This is a genomic window from Pelomonas sp. Root1237, assembly GCF_001425055.1.
Taxonomy (GTDB): domain Bacteria; phylum Pseudomonadota; class Gammaproteobacteria; order Burkholderiales; family Burkholderiaceae_C; genus Pelomonas.
Map to the genome: position 1 here is coordinate 18,841 of NZ_LMDK01000001.1, position 15,285 is coordinate 34,125.

Consider the following 15,285-nt stretch of genomic DNA (forward strand, 5'->3'; position numbering starts at 1 on the left):
ATCGACTGCTCGAAATGGCCGCCGGCCGATTCAATGCGGGCCTTCGCGCAAGGAGGTCCACATGACGATGCAAGGCAACACCATTCTCGTCGCCGGCGGCACCCGTGGCATCGGCCGCGGCCTGGCCGAATTGCTGTGCCGGCTGGGCAACGAGGTCATCATCTTCGGCGGCGAGCCTGGCGCCGCCCAGGCCGCCGCGCGCGCCAACCCCCGCATGCGGGCCATCGACCTTGATCTGACCAACCCCTGGAGCGTCGCTGGCTTCTGCGAGCAGATCGCAGCGACTTGGGCCCACCTGAACATGCTCGTCAACATCTCGATCGCCTTCCCGGTGAGGGATCTGCCGGGCTTGCATGCGCTGCTCGACGCTGACGACAGCGACGAGAAGCTGGAAGCCCATCAGCTGGGCGTCCAGCAGCTGACCGGCGCGCTGTTGCCTCACTTTCGCAAGCGAGCGCGCAGCTCGGTCCTGAACGTCGCCGCAGGACCGATGCTGGCGCTGCCGAATGCACGGCGAGGAAGGCGCGTGGACGGCCTGGTCGTCGAGACCGGCCTGCCAGCCTGCGCCATGTCGGTCAGAAAGCGCTGGGCCAGCGCCTGCATCGACGTGACCGACGTCGCCCTTCCGTCACGCGCGGAGCGCATGAGCCCGGCGCATGCCTCCCGGCCCCACGGCGTGCCCCGGGCCGAGTTCATCTCCAGCGTGGCTCACCTGCTCGCCGAAGGCCTGCACGAAGCGGCTGCCCTGTCACGGTTGCGAGCCCTCTGGCCGGTGGCCCAGCCCGCGACGCAAAAGTCCCGGGACGACGATCTGGTCTCGGCATACCACTGAATCAGCACGGCACCATTCGACGCCGTATTCGGACACACCATCGGGATAATGGCCGCGGCGCCGCCCGCGACAACCGAGACCTGGGCAGGCCGTCCCTCCCAAAGCGTGAAGCGTCTCTTGAGTCCCCTGATGGTCGGTCGCGACAGCGAGCTGGATGTGCTCGCGGGCGCGTTCGCCGAAGCCTGCGCGGGAACGGTGCGCACCGTCGTGATCAGCGCAGAGGGTGGTGGCGGCAAGAGCCGGCTGATCCGGGAAGCAACCGAGCGCCTCGGCCGCCAGTCCCTGGTCCTGAGCGGCTGGTGTGTCGAGCAAAGCGAGCCGGGGCTGCCGTTCGCGCCCTTCGTCTCGGCCGTGCGGCGCCTGGTGCAGCTGCGCGGCGTTGCCGAGATCGTCACGCTCGTGGGGCATTCCGGCGCGCGCGAACTGGCACGGCTGCTGCCCGAGCTGGGGCCGGCACCATCGGAAGGCGACCCCGGCATGGCGCGCTCGCGGCTGTTCGAGTCATTGCGCCTGCTGCTCCAGAGTCTGGCCGCCCAGGCCCCGGTGGTGCTGGTGCTGGAAGACCTGCATTGGGCCGATCGCGCGACGCGCGACCTCCTCGCCTATCTGGCTCGCAACCTGCAAGGCACCCGCCTGCTGCTGGTCGCGTCGTACCGGACCGAGGCGCTGGCAGGAGCGCATCCGCTGCGTGGCGGATTGGCGGAGCTGGCCCGGATTGAAGGGGTGACCCCGCTCGCCCTGCCGCGCCTGTCGCGCACCGACGTGGCGCTGCACCTGAGCGCCATGCTGGGCCATGAGCCGGCGCCCGATGTCGTCAACGCCGTCCACACCCGCGGCGGTGGCGTGCCGCTGTTCACCGAAGCCCTGGTCACGCCGGAGGGTGCCGTGCGAACCCAGCTGCAGGGTTCGCTGCGCGATCTGCTGCTTGGCGCGGTGAACGAGTTGCCGGAGCGGGCACGCGAAGTCCTGCACGCGATGGCGGTGGGTGGCCTTCGCGTCGGGCATCGGCTGCTGGCCGCCGTCGTCGGCGCCGATGACCTGGATGCAGCGCTTCGCGCCGCAGTCACATCGCATGTCGTCATCGCGGCCGACGCGGAGGGCTACGCCTTCCGCCATGCCTTGATCCAGGAGGCGATTGGCGGCGACCTGCTGCCCGGCGAGCGACAGCGCCTGCATCGCGCCTACGCCGAGGCCCTGGAAGCCGATCCGTCGCTGGGCGCCGACGCCTGGGTGGCGGCCAGCATCGCCTTGCACTGGCGAGCGGCAGACGACCCGGCCCGGGCGCTCAACGCAGCCTGGCAGGCCGCGCGCGAGGCCACCGCCCGCCTGGCCTATGCCGAGCGGTTGACGATGCTCGAACATGCACTCGACCTGTGGCCCCGCGTCGAGCCGACGCAGCGCCCGCAAAGCATCGATCGGGCGCAGCTGCTGGAGGCCGCGGCCGATGCCGCCTGCTGGGCCGTTGAGACCGAGCGTGGGCAGCGCATCGTCGAAGCCGGTCTCGCGGAACTCGATCCGGCGACCGACGGCGAGCGCATCGCCGCGCTGCTGCTCGAGCGCGCCATGATGCGCCAGCAGGGCATGCATGCGGGCGAGCTGAGCGACCTTCGCGAGGCCCTGCGTCTTGCCCCTGGGCCGACGCGCATACGCGCGGCGGCGCTCGGCCAGATCTGCCGCGCGCTGGCCCTGCACGGTCGCGCCGATGAGATGCGGGCGCTGGTGGACGAGTTGGACGCGTTGGCGATGCGACTCGGCGAGTCTGAGTGGACGGTCGAGGCTCTGGTGTCCGGTGCACTCGCCCGGCCTGTCGGCGACATGGCCGCGATGACGCGGCTTGAACGCGCCTTGGGTGAAGCGCAGGCCGGCGCATCAGGGCGCGTAGAGATGATCGCCCGCGTCGCGATGGTCGATCTGCTCGATGCACGCGGCGAGCACGCAGCGGCCGTCGAGGCGGCAAGCGCGGCATGGCAGCGGGCCCGCCAGCTCGGCCAGGCCCGCTATATGGGCGCGTCAGTCGCCCAGCTTCTTGCGCGCGCGCTGATGGCCGTCGGGCGCTGGGACGACGCGATCGACCTGATTGCAGAGGCTCSCGAACTCGATCCCTCGCCTCTGGGCAGCCTGCAGTTGTCGCAGGTGGATGGCCTCATCGCGGCCGGCAGAGGCAATCTGGCCGCGGCAGAGCGCGCCTTGAAAGCCCTGACCGCCGCCGGAGAGAGTCCGCAGGACGCGCCTCGCCGTGCCGCCGCACAGCGCCAGCTGTCGATGGCGATCGCCCTGCTTCAAGGCGACACGGCCGCCGCCGTCGAGGCCGGCCATGGCATCGGGGCGCTCAGGGGCTGGCTGCCGCCACGACTGCTCTGGCCGCTGATCGCCCATGCGTGGCGCGCCTGCATCGGGTCGGGCCGTGCCGATGCGCTGCGCGATTTGCTCGTGGAATCGTCCGAGCATCTGGCCAAGCCCGGCCCGGTGGAGCGGGCTTGCGCCCTGACATCGCTGGCCGAGCGCAGCCGCCTGGGCGGCGGTTCGGATGCCGCCGCCTGGGGCGCCGCGGTCGCGGCCTGGCAGGAGATCGGCAACCTTCCATGGCTGGCCTACGCGCTGATGCGCCAGGGTTCCGCGTGGCTTGCCGCCGGCCAGCGCGGCGCGGCCACAGCGGCACTGCGGCGCACGGCGCAGCTCGCGCGGCAACTGGGCGCCGAGCCCTTGATCGCGCAACTCGCCACCGCGGCCAGTCGGGGCAGGGTCGAGCTCTGGCCGGGCGAGGGCGGTGCGCCCTCAGCCTCGCCCCAGGGCCTGACGGCGCGCGAGGTCGAGGTGTTGGCGCTGCTGGTCGAGGGCCGCTCGAACAGGGAGATCGCCGCGGCGCTGTTCATCAGCGTGAAGACGGCGAGCGTGCATGTGTCGAACATCCTGGCCAAGCTCGAGGTGCCGTCGCGAGGCGCCGCTGCGGCGGCCGCGCACCGGCTCGGCCTGGTCAGCGCCGTGTGAGGCCGCCGGCTACAGCGACCTGATGTCGGCGATCAGTTCGGGGAATGCCTTCGCAGAGAAGGAATGGCCGCGATCGGTGAAGGCACGTGAGGTCGCGCCCGGGAGTTTTTCGGCCCACCGGGCCAGGTGCGAGAAGGGAACCCACTCGTCGTCCGCGCTGTGATACAGCACGATCGCGCCCATGCTGGGCACGGTCGCGGCGAAATCGACGGGCAGCGCGAAGTCGTCGCCACCCCATTCGCCATCGGCGCATTTGTAGGGCGTGGCGATGAGGAACAGCCCGGCCAGCGACAGGTCCCGGCGCTCCTGCGTCAGGTACTTCAGCACCGCGGCACCGCCCAGGGAATGCGCCACCACGATGCTCGGGTCGCCGGAGTTTTTCAGCTCGGCCGCCATCTCGTCCTTCCATGTCTTGTAGACCACGTTCTCAAGCCCGGAGAACTTGGGATAGCGGACTGCATGATCGGGCGCGATGGCGTTCTTCAGATAGCTCGCCAAGGCGTGGTCCTCGGCGTGCGCGCCTTCGCCCGCGCCTTGCACAAACAAGATGTCGTGGTTCTGCATTGACTTGTCTCCTGGGTTGACTGGACTTGATCGATCGTTGGGGCTTGGCCGCCTAGCCTTTTGCGGGCGACGCGGTCGCCATGCCTCGCGGCCCGCGCGAGGTGGCCAGCCAGGAGCCGCAGAGGATGAGGGCGAAGGCGATGAGGATGCGGCCCTCGAGCGGCTCGCCGAGCAGTGCCACGCCCGCGGCGACAGCCACGGCTGGCGACGCGTAGGTGATCACGACAGCCCGCTCCGAGCCGACCTCGCGTATCAGCAGGAAGAAGGCCGCGAATGCGACCGCGGTGCAGACGATGCCCAGCGCGACGATCGCGACGGAGGCCTGGGTACTGGGCCATGCCGCGGGCCAGCTGCCCAGGGCCGGGACCAGATAGGCCAGCGCCGTGAGGGCCAGGCAGGCCGTCGTCATCGGGATCGCGGGCGCATCGCCGAGCCAGCGCGCCGCAATCATCGATCCCCCCGCATAGCAGGCGGCGGCGAGCAGCACCTCGAGCACGGACAGCCGATCACCGCCGAGTGCCGGCAGCGCCAACACCGCAACGCCCGCAAGCCCGCACAGCAGGCCGGCGAGACGGCCCGCGCCGAGGCGGTCGTGATCGCGGCGCAGTCGATTCAGCGCCACCGTGATGATGGGCGTGGCTGCCACCAGCAAGCCGGCCATCGAACTGCTGATGTGCAGCTCGCCATGCACGATCAAGCCCTGGGGAACGATCATCTCGACGACCGCGAAGGCGAGGATGGGGCGCCAGTGCGCCCGCAGCGCCGCCAGACCGGAGCCGCGTAGCGCAAATGGCAGCAGCACCGCCGCCCCCAGCGCCGTGCGGGCAAAGACGATGAAGGGCACCGGCACCTCCGCGACGGCCACCTTGATCAGCAGATAGGGCATGCCCCAGAGCACGCTGAGCATGATGAACAGGGCGAGGCCGCGCCGGCTCATGGCGCCCTCCTGGCCAGGAAAGTGACCCAGTCGTTGCCGTCGCCGCCGACGCTCCGTGCCTGCCACGCGACCGACAGACCGGCCGCGGCGAGCCGCGCGGCGAAGCGCTCGCCGGTCCAGCACACGGTGTGCCAATCGCCGTCCGTCTCGCCTTCGCCCTCGCGCATCGCGACCAGGAAAGCCCCGCCGGGCTTCAGGGCCGCGTGGATCTTGCGCAGCACGGCATCGATCTGCTCGCGGTCGACGTAGATCAGCACCCCCATGGCGAACACGCCGTCATAGGGCCCGCCGAGCTCGTCGGTGATGACATTCAACAGGTCGGCCGCCTTGCCGCGCTCCGCCATCAGGTGCAGGAAGGCTTGCGCAGCGTCGCTGCGCCGGACGACCGCGCCGAGCGCCTCGACGAAGTCCGCGTCGCGCCCCGGGCCGGAGCCAATTTCCAGCACCGACCCGCCGGGCGGCAAGCAGTGCACCAGACGCTGCAGCGCCTCCTGGATGTGCGGCGGGCGCTCGGCGTCGACGAGCGTGTCGTACTGGCGCGCATACGCCTCGTAGGACTGCACGGTACGCCGCGTGTTTGCCAGGGCGTTGGCGGTGGGCTTGGGCATCGCTTCCTCTTGCGGTGATCGATGCCGTTCAGTCTGGGTCTAAGGCATGCCAACGCTCATGGGGCGAAATGCCTAGGCGCCGCCGCCACGAACACTAGGCAAAAGCCCGGGGGCAGGGTTGCCGCCGGAGCCGGTCAGCCACCGCGCGCCTTCTCGCGCTCCTGCAACGCCCGCCACATGACCTTGCCGGCGCCGCTCTTGGGCAGGCTGTCCATGAACTCGATCAGGGCCGGCACCTTGTAGGCGGCCATGTTGGCGCGGCACCAGTCGCGCAGCTCGTCGGCTGTCAGTGACTCATGGCCGGCGCGCTTGACGACCACCGCCTTGACGGTCTCGCCGCGATAGGCGTCGGGCGCCGAGATGATGCAGGCCTCGGCAATGCCCGGGTGGGCATGCATCAGGTTCTCGACCTCGCTCGGCCAGACCTTGAAGCCGCTCGCATTGATCATGCGCTTGAGGCGGTCGGTCATGAAGAAGTAGCCGTCGGCGTCGGCATAGCCGATGTCGCCGGTGCGAAAGAAGCGCTTGCCCTCGAACTCGATGAAGGCAGCCGCGGTCGCGTCGGGGCGGCGCCAATAGCCGTCGAAGACCATGGGGCCGTGGACGATGATTTCGCCGGCCTCACCGGGCGGCAGCTCCTTGAGCGTGTCGGGGTCGACGACGCGCGCGTCGCAGCTGATGTAGGGCACGCCCAGGCATTGCTGCTTGGGTGAGTCGTAGGGGTTGGTGTGGCTGGGCGCGGCCGTCTCGGTCAGGCCATAGCCTTCCATGTAGCGCAGGCCCCAGCGCTGCCACAGCCGCTCGGCAATGGCCTGCGGCATGGACGCGCCGCCGCCGCCGATGGTGACCATGCTGCTCAGGTCGAAGCTGTCCACCTGCGGGCTGGCCAGCAGGTCGATGACCATGGTGGGGATGTTGGTCCAGCGCGTGACGTGGTGCTCCTTGATGAGGCGGGCGGCGTACTCGCGCTGCCAGCGGGGCATCAGCACCAGACGGGCGCCGGCCGCCAGCGTGCCGTGCATGATGACGACCATGCCGGTGATGTGGAACATCGGCACGACGCCGAGCACCACGTCCTCGTGGCTGACATTGGCCCACAGGCCGCCGGCAAAGATGTTGTGCTGCAGGCTGCGGTGCTTGTGCATGCAGCCCTTGGGATGGCCCGTCGTGCCACTGGTGTAGGGCAGCAGCGCGAGGTCGTCGGCGCCCACCTCCAGCGCCGGCGGCGCGGCCGTGCAGGCGAGCGCGTCGGCCCAGGCGGTGGTGCCGGCGGGCAGGGCGATGTCGGTGTTGAGCCAGTCGGCCCAACCCGTGGGCAGGCCAGCGCCATCGGAATGCCCGCCGGGCAGCACCTCCGCCAGTCGGGTGACGAGCAGATCCTGGGCCGGCATGCCGGCCGACAGCCACTCGGCGCTCAGGTCGGCGCTGGTGATGGCGAGCACGGCGCCGCTGTCCTCGATCAGATGCTTGATCTCCGCCGCCTTGTTCATCGGGTTGACGGGCACGACGACGGCGTTTGCGCTCAGCACGGCGTAGTGCGCGATGACGAGCTGCGGGCAGTTCTGCAGGCCCACCAACACACGGTCACCCCGCTTGATGCCCCGCTCGGCCAGCCACGCCGCCAGGTGTGCCACCTGGGCAGCCAGTTCGGCGTAGGTGGTCGTCTGGCCCAGGAAGACCAGCGCCGGCCGATGCGGGAAGCGGCGCGCACTGACCGCCAGGTTGTCGGGCAGGGCCGTGGCCGGCGGCTCGATGGCATGCGCCACGCGGACGGGCCAGAACTTGTGATGTGCTCGGGGGGTCATGCGGGCGTCTCCGTTTTCCTCTGCGCGACGACGAGGTAGACGCCGAGCAGCGTCACACCCATGCCGGCGATGGCTTGTGCGCCGAGTGTCTCGCCGAACAGCAACCACGCCATCACCGAGGTGACAGAGGGCACCAGATACATGGTGCTTGACACCGCCGTCACGCGGCCATGGCGCAGCATGTAGAACATCAGGCTGATGCCGCCCGCCGTGAGCACGAGGACGCTCCAGGCCATGGCGATCAGTACCTGGGCATTCCATTCGATGCGCATCGGCTCCAGCCACCAGGCCAGGGGCCAGGTAACGGCCAGAGCCGCCACGAACTGCACGACTTGACCGGTGCGCAGGTCGAACTGCGGCACGAAGCGCTTTTGGTACAGCGTGCCGCCGGTGATGGCGAACAGGGCCATCAGGCACAGCAGCAGCGGCGGGCCGTAGCTCGTGCCCAGGTTGAGCTTGTGCCAGATGACGAGGACGACGCCGGCCAGCCCCAGGGCCACGCCGGCCCATTGCCGCGGTGCGACGCGCTCGCCGATCAGCGGCGCCAGGGCGGCCACCAGCACCGGCTGCAGGTTGACGATCAGCGCCGCCGTGCCAGCCGGCAGGCCCTGGCGGATGGAGACCCAGACGCCGCCGAGGTAAAGCGCCTGGATGCCCAGGCCGGCGATGGCCAGGTGGGCCATGTCGCGGCGCGACGGCCACGGCGCCCGCGCGGCAAAAGCCAGGCCCAGCATCAGCGCGACCACGCCGGCATAGCGCCAGCTCAGGAAGGTCAGCGGGTCGGCATAAGGCGCGGCCAGCTTGGCAACGATGTAGCCGGTGGCCCAGATGAAGATGAAGAGGGGTGGGGCGAGGCGGTCGAGGGCGGTCATGGGAGACCGATCATGCCTCGCCCATCGAACGACGGCGTGTTCGGGCCGAGCGCTGGGCCGCTCCCGAGCCGGCCCGCTTGGTGATGTGCTCGCGGCTCAATGCCGCGAGCATCACCGTCCCCGCGGGGGACCGACCAGGTCGCGCGCGTTCAGCGCAGCGAGGCTGGTCGAGGGGCTAACACCATTGCACACATCAGTCTCACCAGTTCCACCGGCTCCGGGAGCGGGCCGGGCAAAGGCAAGCCGGCGAAGGCCCCGTCCAGGCTCAGATGTGACAGGCCATGGGCCAGGCTCCATCCCGTCAGCGCGATCAGCGGGCCAGCCGACGCGTCGAAGCGGGTGGCTGCGTCCAGCAGCACGCGGAACGACGCCTCCGCCGCGCGATCCAGACCCGGGTGCTGCTGGCGCGACGCGAGCACGGGGCCGAACATGAGGCGAAAGCGCGCCGGCCGGCGCCGGGCGAAGTCGACATAGGCGGTGGCGATGGCCAAAAGCTGCTCGCGCGCATCGGCCGGGTGGGCGTTGACGCCCGCCTGCATGGCCGCACCCAGCTGCTCGAAGCTGCGCGCCGCCAGCATGGCCAGCAGCTCCGGCAGGCCGGCGAAGTGGTGATAGGGCGCCGCATGCGAGACGCCGGCGCTGCGGGCGACGTCGCGCAGGCTCAGCGCCGCTGCGCCGCGCTGGGCCAGCAGGGCCTCAGCCGCGTCCAGCAGCGCCTCGCGCAGCTCACCGTGGTGATAGGCACCAGCCGCTTTCGCACGCGGGCGCGGCGGGCGGTCGGCGTCGAGCTGGCCCGCGACCTTCCCGGCCCGCGGCGCACGCACTGGCTTGGTTTCGTCTTTGCCGGAGGGCGGTCGGGTCGGCGCAGCCTTGGTCATGCACCGCATCTTGCCACCAGCAAGATCAAGGGGGATACTGCCATCATCTTTACATCGTCAAGATCATGCAGGTCTGACGGGTTGACAAGGAGAGCGGCCATGTACCACGCCATCGTCAAACGCAAGCTGCTGGCGGCCTTTGCGGCGCTGAACGCGGGGCGCTATGAGGGCATTCCGGGCCAGTTCGCGGCGCAGCATTGCCACAGCATGGTCGGCAACCACGCGCTGGGTGGCGAGCGCCGTGACCTGGCCGCGACGACACGCTGGTATTCACGCCTGCAGCGCCTGCTGCCGGGTCTGCGTTTCGAGGTGGACGGCGTCTGGGTCAGCGGCTGGCCCTGGCGCACGCGGGCCGTCGTGGCCTGGCGCGACCGTTTCCAGCTGCCCGGCGGCCGCGAGGGCAGCAACCGCGGCATGCATGAGTTCGAGCTGCGCTGGGGGCGCGTCAGCGCGTTGACGGTGCATTGCGACACGGCCCGGCTGGCGGGCTATCTGGCCGAGGTGGCCGCTGCCGGTCAGCCCGAGGCCTTGGCCGAGCCGATCACGGGGTGACGGCGCCCGTCGGCCTCGATCAGCTCGCGCAGGCAGGTCAGGCACAGGCAGCCGCTGTATTGCTCAATGAGCTGGGTGCGCAATCTCTCGGTCAGCCGGATGCCGAAGCAGGCGCAGTGGCCGGCCGGGCCCAATGCCGCGCCGCACTCGAAGCCGCCGCCGCAGCGTGGGCAGTTCGTGTCGAGCAGGGTGCCGCTCATGAATGCCATTCCTTGAGCGCCATCCGCGCGGCGAGCGCCCGGTAATCGGCCATGTGCACCTCGGGCCGCGCTGCAAAGCGGGCCTCGCTGCTGTCGTCGGTCGGGACGGTGTTCTTGGCAGTCGCCATCGGGTCATCTGGCCGTTGGGGATGAAGCGGATTGTGGGCCGTAGAGGGCCGCGCCGGGCGGGCTTTCCTGGCGAGCGCCCAACCGGCTATCCCGCAGGACGGCCAGCCCCTCCGTCAATCCGCGCATCATGGGCGTCTCCCTCCCTTGGCGGGATGATGGGCAGGCCTCAAGCCAGGTGGGACTGGGGGTCTTCCGGTGGCGCCAGCGGCGTCGCGCGCGCCAGCGCCATCCAGGTCGCGAAGTCGGGCTTGCAAGCGCGCTTGGGCGCCGGCCGCGCGAGCTCGAGGTGGCTGCCATGGCCGATCAGCACGCCGTAGTCGGGCGGGATCTCCTCGGGCACCGCGATGCCCGCCTTGATGACGAACCAGCACTGGCCGCACAGGGCCTGGTAGGCCGCGGACTTGGCCGGGCGGCGCAGCTCGCCGAGCAGGTCGGCGCGGCTGACCTTGATCTCGTGGATGGCGGGTTCGAGGTAGTCCTCCACCGTACTGTGGCGGATGGAATAGACGTCGGGCATGGCGTTGACCCAGAGCGTCTTGCCCTCTTCGCCGGGCAGCCCGGCGCGCAGCGTGAGGCCGCGCCAAGCGATGCGGCCGGCACGCTGCATCTCGAGGGCAACGCGCTCGACCAGGGTCTCGTGGGCGTCGCGGGCGGTGCGGTTTCGGGTCAGTGAATCGGCGATCAGCGCGACGCCTGCGTCGGTCACACGCAGGCGCTCGCGGCCGCCCGGCTCCTGCAGGCGCTCGACCCAGCCCGCGGCCAGCAGCTCGACTTCGACGAGGTCCTGGCTGGGCCAGCCGGCACTGCGCCAGAGCAGGCGCAGGCGCTGCAGGTGAAGGCGGGTCGGCGCGGACATGGCGCCATCTTCGCGCGGGCCGGAAAGCGCCGAAAAGTAAAAAGCCCCCGGGGCCGGTGGCCGCGGGGGCTTTCTGCACGGGGAGAGCTTACGGGCGCTCGCGCTTGGGCAGGGCGCTCATGAAGGGCACCGGCGAGGTCGCCGTGCCGGGCGTCGTCGTGGTGGGCACCGCGAAGAAGGTCCACACGCTGTTGGCGGGGAAGGCCAGCGCAGCGTTGGTGTAGATCGACGAGGACGTCGTCGGCACCGTCACATCCACCTGCGAAGCCGTCGTCGACGAGATGCTGTTGGGCACCGAGGCCGTGCCGGGCAGCACATTGGACGCGATGGCGCTGAAGTCGACGTTCACAGACACGCCCGAGGTCTGGGCGGCGAGGGCGTTGACCAGGCGGATCTTCACGTTGCCGTTGACGGTGGGCAGGCGGTTGTCGTCGTCCAGCACCGACATCTTGGGCGCGGCGGCGTCACCCCAGACCAGCAAGGTGTAGTCCTTGCCGGCGGCCAGGGTCGGGGCGGTGAAGCTGACCGGGGCGCCGTTGACCTGGGTGGACAGCGTGCTGGCGCCCGAGGCGGTCGTCACGTAGTCGCTGATCAGCGGGCTGATGGCGCTGCTGAACATCTGCTGGCCGTTGAGGGACGAGCCCACCGTGCCGCCCGCGGTGAGGGCGGCGACAGTGCGCACGCGGCTCTGGGTGTTGGCGAAGTTCTTGACGGCGCCCTTCTGGACCACCGTGATGCCATTGACGAGCACGCCGCCATCGGAGGCCGTCAGGATCAGCGTGTTGACGCTGGCCGAGTCGAGCGTGACGGCCGGGATGTCCAGGCGCAGGTCGGTGCGCTTGTTGTAGCCGGTCACGCGCACGCGGAAGGTGCCCGAGTTGAGCGTGATGTAACCGCTGCCGGCGCCGCCCTGCAGGTTGGTCGTCAGCGCGGTGGCGGAGTTGATGTCGTCGGTGGCAGTCGTCACGTAGACGTCCATCGCGCCGGCATCGGGGGCCAGGTTCAGCACCAGCAGCTTGGCGCTGCTGGCGGCGGGCGCCGTCTCAGCCTCTTGCAGCAGCGTCGTGCGGATGGCGCCGGCGAAGCCGTAGGTGATGAAGGTGTAGTTGGTGCCCGAAGTCAGCGTGGGCGTCAGGGCCGACACACTGGTACCCACGGGGTCGGCCAGCACCTTGGTCGCGGTGTTGGCGGTGTCGACCTTGGCGTACTCGCCCACGCTCGCATAAGCCACACCGGTATTGATCTTGACATCGTTGACCGACAACGACAGTGCGCTGTAGGAACGCGTGGCGTTGAGCAGGCGGACCTGCGTATCGCTGCTGCCGCCGCCACCGCCGCCGCAGGCGGTCAGGAAAGCAGTGGCCGACAGGCTCAGCGTCAGGACCAGCCGGGTGGCCCAGGGGGTGAATCGCATCGAGAACTCTCCGAAAAAACCAAACCGCCGGGCACTCATCGACAAGAGTGCGGCCAAGAACGCGGATCGCGATTAGAACTCAAGCCGAGGATGTCACGATTTCCACCATCTAGCGGTGGGTGAAGAACTGTTGCTGAGGGGAGGGTCTGCCCCAGTGCTGAGGTGAGGAGAGCACTCCAATTCTTGGGGGGTGTCGCTGGTTAGCATCCGCCGCCATGAACTATCCCCATCTCCTCGCGCCCCTGGACCTCGGCTTCACGACGCTGAAGAACCGCGTGCTGATGGGCAGCATGCACACCGGGCTGGAGGATGGGCGCAAGCATTTCGAGCGCATGGCGGTGTTCTTCGCCGAACGGGCCCGTGGCGAGGTGGGCCTGATCGTCACCGGCGGCTTCGCGCCCAATATCGAAGGCTGGGCCAAGCCTTTCGCAGGCACGCTGGCCACGTCGGGCGCGGCGCGGCGCCACAAGATCATCACGGACGCTGTGCATGCCGAGGGCGGCAAGATCGCGCTGCAGATCCTGCACACCGGCCGCTATGGCTATTCGCCACTGTGCGTGGCGCCGTCGCGCATCCAGAGCCCGATCAGCCCGTTCACGCCCCGCGAGCTGAGTGCGCGCGGCATCGAGCGCCAGATCCGCGCCTTCATCCGCTGCGCGAAGCTGGCCCGCGAGGCCGGCTACGACGGCGTGGAGGTGATGGGCTCAGAGGGTTACTTCATCAACCAGTTTCTGGTGGAACACACCAACCAGCGCACCGACGACTGGGGCGGCAGCTACGAGAACCGCATGCGCCTGCCGCTGGAGATCCTGGCGCGCATGCGCGAGGCCGTCGGGCCGGACTTCATCATCATCTACCGCCTGTCCATGCTGGACCTGGTGCCGGGCGGCAGCAGCTGGGAGGAGGTGGTGGAGTTGGGTCGGCGCGTCGCCAAGGGCGGCGCCACTCTCATCAACACCGGCATCGGCTGGCACGAGGCGCGCATCCCGACCATCGCCACCAGCGTGCCGCGCGCGGGCTTTGCGTGGGTGACGGCAAAGCTTCGCGCCAAGCTGCGCGAGGAAGGCATCGCGACGCCGCTGATCACCAGCAACCGCATCAACACGCCCGAGGTGGCCGAAGGCGTGCTGGCCGACGGCAGCGCCGACATGGTGTCGATGGCCCGGCCCTTCCTGGCCGATGCCGAGTTCGTCAAGAAGGCGCGCCAGGGCAGGGCGGACGAGATCAACACCTGCATTGCCTGCAACCAGGCCTGCCTGGACCACACCTTCGCGCAGAAGATCTCGACCTGCCTCGTCAACCCACGGGCGGCCTACGAGCAGGAGATCGTGCTGCGGCCCGTGCAGGGCGCGAAAAAGCGCATCGCCGTCGTCGGTGCCGGCCCTGCCGGCCTGGCCGCAGCAACGACGTTGGCCGAACGCGGCCATGCGGTCACGCTGTTCGACGCGGCGGCAGAGATCGGTGGCCAGTTCAACATGGCCAAGCGCATTCCGGGCAAGGAGGAGTTCGGCGAGACGCTGCGCTATTTCCGCCGCCGCATCGAGATCACCGGCGTCGAACTGAAGCTGAACTGTCGGGCCTCGGCCGAAGACCTGAAGGGCTTTGACGAGGTGCTGCTGGCCACCGGCGTGAGCGCGCGCAACCCGCGCATCAAGGGCCAGGACGAAGGCCAGGCACGCGGCCAGGTGCTGAGCTATATCGATGTGCTGAGGCACGGCAAGCCGGTGGGCGCGCGCGTGGCCATCGTCGGCGCGGGCGGCATCGGCTTCGACGTGGCCGAATACCTGCTGGAAGCCGGCCATTCGCTGACGCTGGACCCGGCGGCCTGGCGCCGCCACTGGGGCGTGGGCGATCCGGAACAGGTGCGTGCCGGTCTGCTGCGGCCGGCTCCCGAGGCGCCCACCCGCCAGATCACGCTGCTGCAGCGCAAGGCCGGCAAGCCCGGCGCGGGCCTGGGCAAGACGACCGGCTGGATCCACCGCGCGGCGCTGAAGATGAAGAACGTCGACATGCTGGCCAGCGTCAACTACGAGCAGATCACGCCCGAGGGCCTATGGGTCAGCTATGGCGAGAAGCGGGCCGACAACCAATTGATCGAGGCCGACACCATCGTGCTGTGCGCCGGCCAGGAGCCGCTGCGCGAACTCGAGGCGCCCTTGAAGGCCGCTGGCGTCAACGTCCACCTGATCGGCGGCGCGCTGGAGGCCGGCGAACTGGACGCCAAACGGGCCATCCTGCAGGGCACCAAGCTGGCCTGCACGCTTTAGTTCTGGGAGAGTTGCCAGAGCTGGTACAGCGTGTCGTTGTCCTGCTCGCAGACTTCCAGGCCGGTGGCCAGGTCGAAGCTGGAGTCATACCAGCCGCAGATTTCCGGCTTGCCGCCTGCCACCCCGGTGCGCGACCGAGCGGGCATGGCCAGGGGCAGCTTGGAGTTGGACCAGGGCGACTGCGACGAGCTGAAGAATTGCATGGTGAGGGCTCCGTGATCTGAAGGCTCGGCGTGGTGTTCAACGCCATGCCGTCAGCATCGGCGCCCAGCCCTTTTGGGGACATCACCCGGAGGGTGGAGCGAGGGGGGAGACCACCCCGGCACATCCCCCGGCTCTCCCACCAAAGAGGGAGCAAAACTGGGGTCAGAGTCGATTTATGA

At 69.6% G+C, this 15,285-nt stretch carries 15 protein-coding genes; 4 read left to right on the top strand and 11 right to left on the bottom strand.

Annotated elements, in window-relative coordinates; genetic code table 11:
- Positions 1-61 precede the first annotated feature (61 nt).
- Positions 62-832 carry an SDR family NAD(P)-dependent oxidoreductase gene (locus ASC91_RS00070; RefSeq protein WP_056190872.1) on the top strand — a complete coding sequence of 257 codons (771 nt, stop codon included), beginning with the start codon at positions 62-64 and terminating at the stop codon, positions 830-832.
- A 129-nt stretch (positions 833-961) separates the two neighbouring features.
- Entirely contained in the window at positions 962-3,820 is a 2,859-nt protein-coding gene (locus ASC91_RS30735; protein WP_056190874.1) for an AAA family ATPase, read from the top strand.
- Positions 3,821-3,829: 9 nt separating this feature from the next.
- Here ASC91_RS30735 and ASC91_RS00080 read toward each other — a convergent pair whose 3' ends face one another.
- From ASC91_RS00080 to ASC91_RS00105, 6 genes are all read right to left on the bottom strand, one after another.
- A complete protein-coding gene (locus ASC91_RS00080) occupies positions 3,830-4,384 on the bottom strand; it encodes an alpha/beta hydrolase (protein WP_056190876.1) in 555 nt (184 codons plus the stop codon).
- A gap of 52 nt (positions 4,385-4,436) precedes the next feature.
- Complete coding sequence (locus ASC91_RS00085; RefSeq protein WP_056190877.1) at positions 4,437-5,321, bottom strand: DMT family transporter; 885 nt, start codon at positions 5,319-5,321, stop codon at positions 4,437-4,439.
- The gene (locus ASC91_RS00090) at positions 5,318-5,929 is read right to left on the bottom strand and encodes a class I SAM-dependent methyltransferase (RefSeq protein WP_056190879.1); all 612 of its coding nucleotides are present in this window, start codon (positions 5,927-5,929) and stop codon (positions 5,318-5,320) included. The genes ASC91_RS00085 and ASC91_RS00090 overlap by 4 nt, the downstream gene beginning before the upstream one ends.
- Positions 5,930-6,063: 134 nt before the next feature.
- Positions 6,064-7,734 carry a long-chain-fatty-acid--CoA ligase gene (locus ASC91_RS00095; protein ID WP_056190881.1) on the bottom strand — a complete coding sequence of 557 codons (1,671 nt, stop codon included), beginning with the start codon at positions 7,732-7,734 and terminating at the stop codon, positions 6,064-6,066.
- Positions 7,731-8,606, bottom strand: a complete 876-nt coding sequence (locus ASC91_RS00100) for a DMT family transporter (protein WP_056190883.1) — start codon at positions 8,604-8,606, stop codon at positions 7,731-7,733. Before ASC91_RS00100 ends, ASC91_RS00095 begins: the two co-directional genes overlap by 4 nt.
- Before the next feature lie 149 nt (positions 8,607-8,755).
- A complete protein-coding gene (locus ASC91_RS00105; protein WP_082532296.1) occupies positions 8,756-9,484 on the bottom strand; it encodes a TetR/AcrR family transcriptional regulator in 729 nt (242 codons plus the stop codon).
- Positions 9,485-9,583: 99 nt separating this feature from the next.
- Between ASC91_RS00105 and ASC91_RS00110 the strand changes: the two genes are divergently transcribed.
- Positions 9,584-10,036 carry a nuclear transport factor 2 family protein gene (locus ASC91_RS00110; protein WP_056190885.1) on the top strand — a complete coding sequence of 151 codons (453 nt, stop codon included), beginning with the start codon at positions 9,584-9,586 and terminating at the stop codon, positions 10,034-10,036.
- Here the strand turns inward: ASC91_RS00110 and ASC91_RS00115 are convergent.
- From ASC91_RS00115 to ASC91_RS00125, 4 genes are all read right to left on the bottom strand, one after another.
- Complete coding sequence (locus ASC91_RS00115) at positions 10,000-10,236, bottom strand: cysteine-rich CWC family protein (RefSeq protein WP_235531757.1); 237 nt, start codon at positions 10,234-10,236, stop codon at positions 10,000-10,002. The genes ASC91_RS00110 and ASC91_RS00115 overlap by 37 nt on opposite strands.
- Positions 10,233-10,364, bottom strand: a complete 132-nt coding sequence (locus ASC91_RS30585; RefSeq protein ID WP_268795216.1) for a hypothetical protein — start codon at positions 10,362-10,364, stop codon at positions 10,233-10,235. Before ASC91_RS30585 ends, ASC91_RS00115 begins: the two co-directional genes overlap by 4 nt.
- Before the next feature lie 167 nt (positions 10,365-10,531).
- Positions 10,532-11,221, bottom strand: coding sequence for a hypothetical protein (locus ASC91_RS00120; RefSeq protein WP_056190889.1), 690 nt, complete (start codon positions 11,219-11,221; stop codon positions 10,532-10,534).
- Positions 11,222-11,309: 88 nt separating this feature from the next.
- On the bottom strand, positions 11,310-12,635 hold the full coding sequence (locus tag ASC91_RS00125) for a DUF4397 domain-containing protein (RefSeq protein WP_056190891.1): 1,326 nt from the start codon (positions 12,633-12,635) through the stop codon (positions 11,310-11,312).
- Between the two features lie 215 nt (positions 12,636-12,850).
- Here ASC91_RS00125 and ASC91_RS00130 point away from each other — a divergent pair, with 215 nt between their 5' ends.
- Complete coding sequence (locus ASC91_RS00130) at positions 12,851-14,902, top strand: NADPH-dependent 2,4-dienoyl-CoA reductase (protein WP_056190893.1); 2,052 nt, start codon at positions 12,851-12,853, stop codon at positions 14,900-14,902.
- Here the strand turns inward: ASC91_RS00130 and ASC91_RS00135 are convergent.
- A complete protein-coding gene (locus ASC91_RS00135; protein ID WP_056190895.1) occupies positions 14,899-15,105 on the bottom strand; it encodes a hypothetical protein in 207 nt (68 codons plus the stop codon). The two genes, ASC91_RS00130 and ASC91_RS00135, sit on opposite strands and share 4 nt — an antisense overlap.
- Positions 15,106-15,285: the final 180 nt, after the last annotated feature.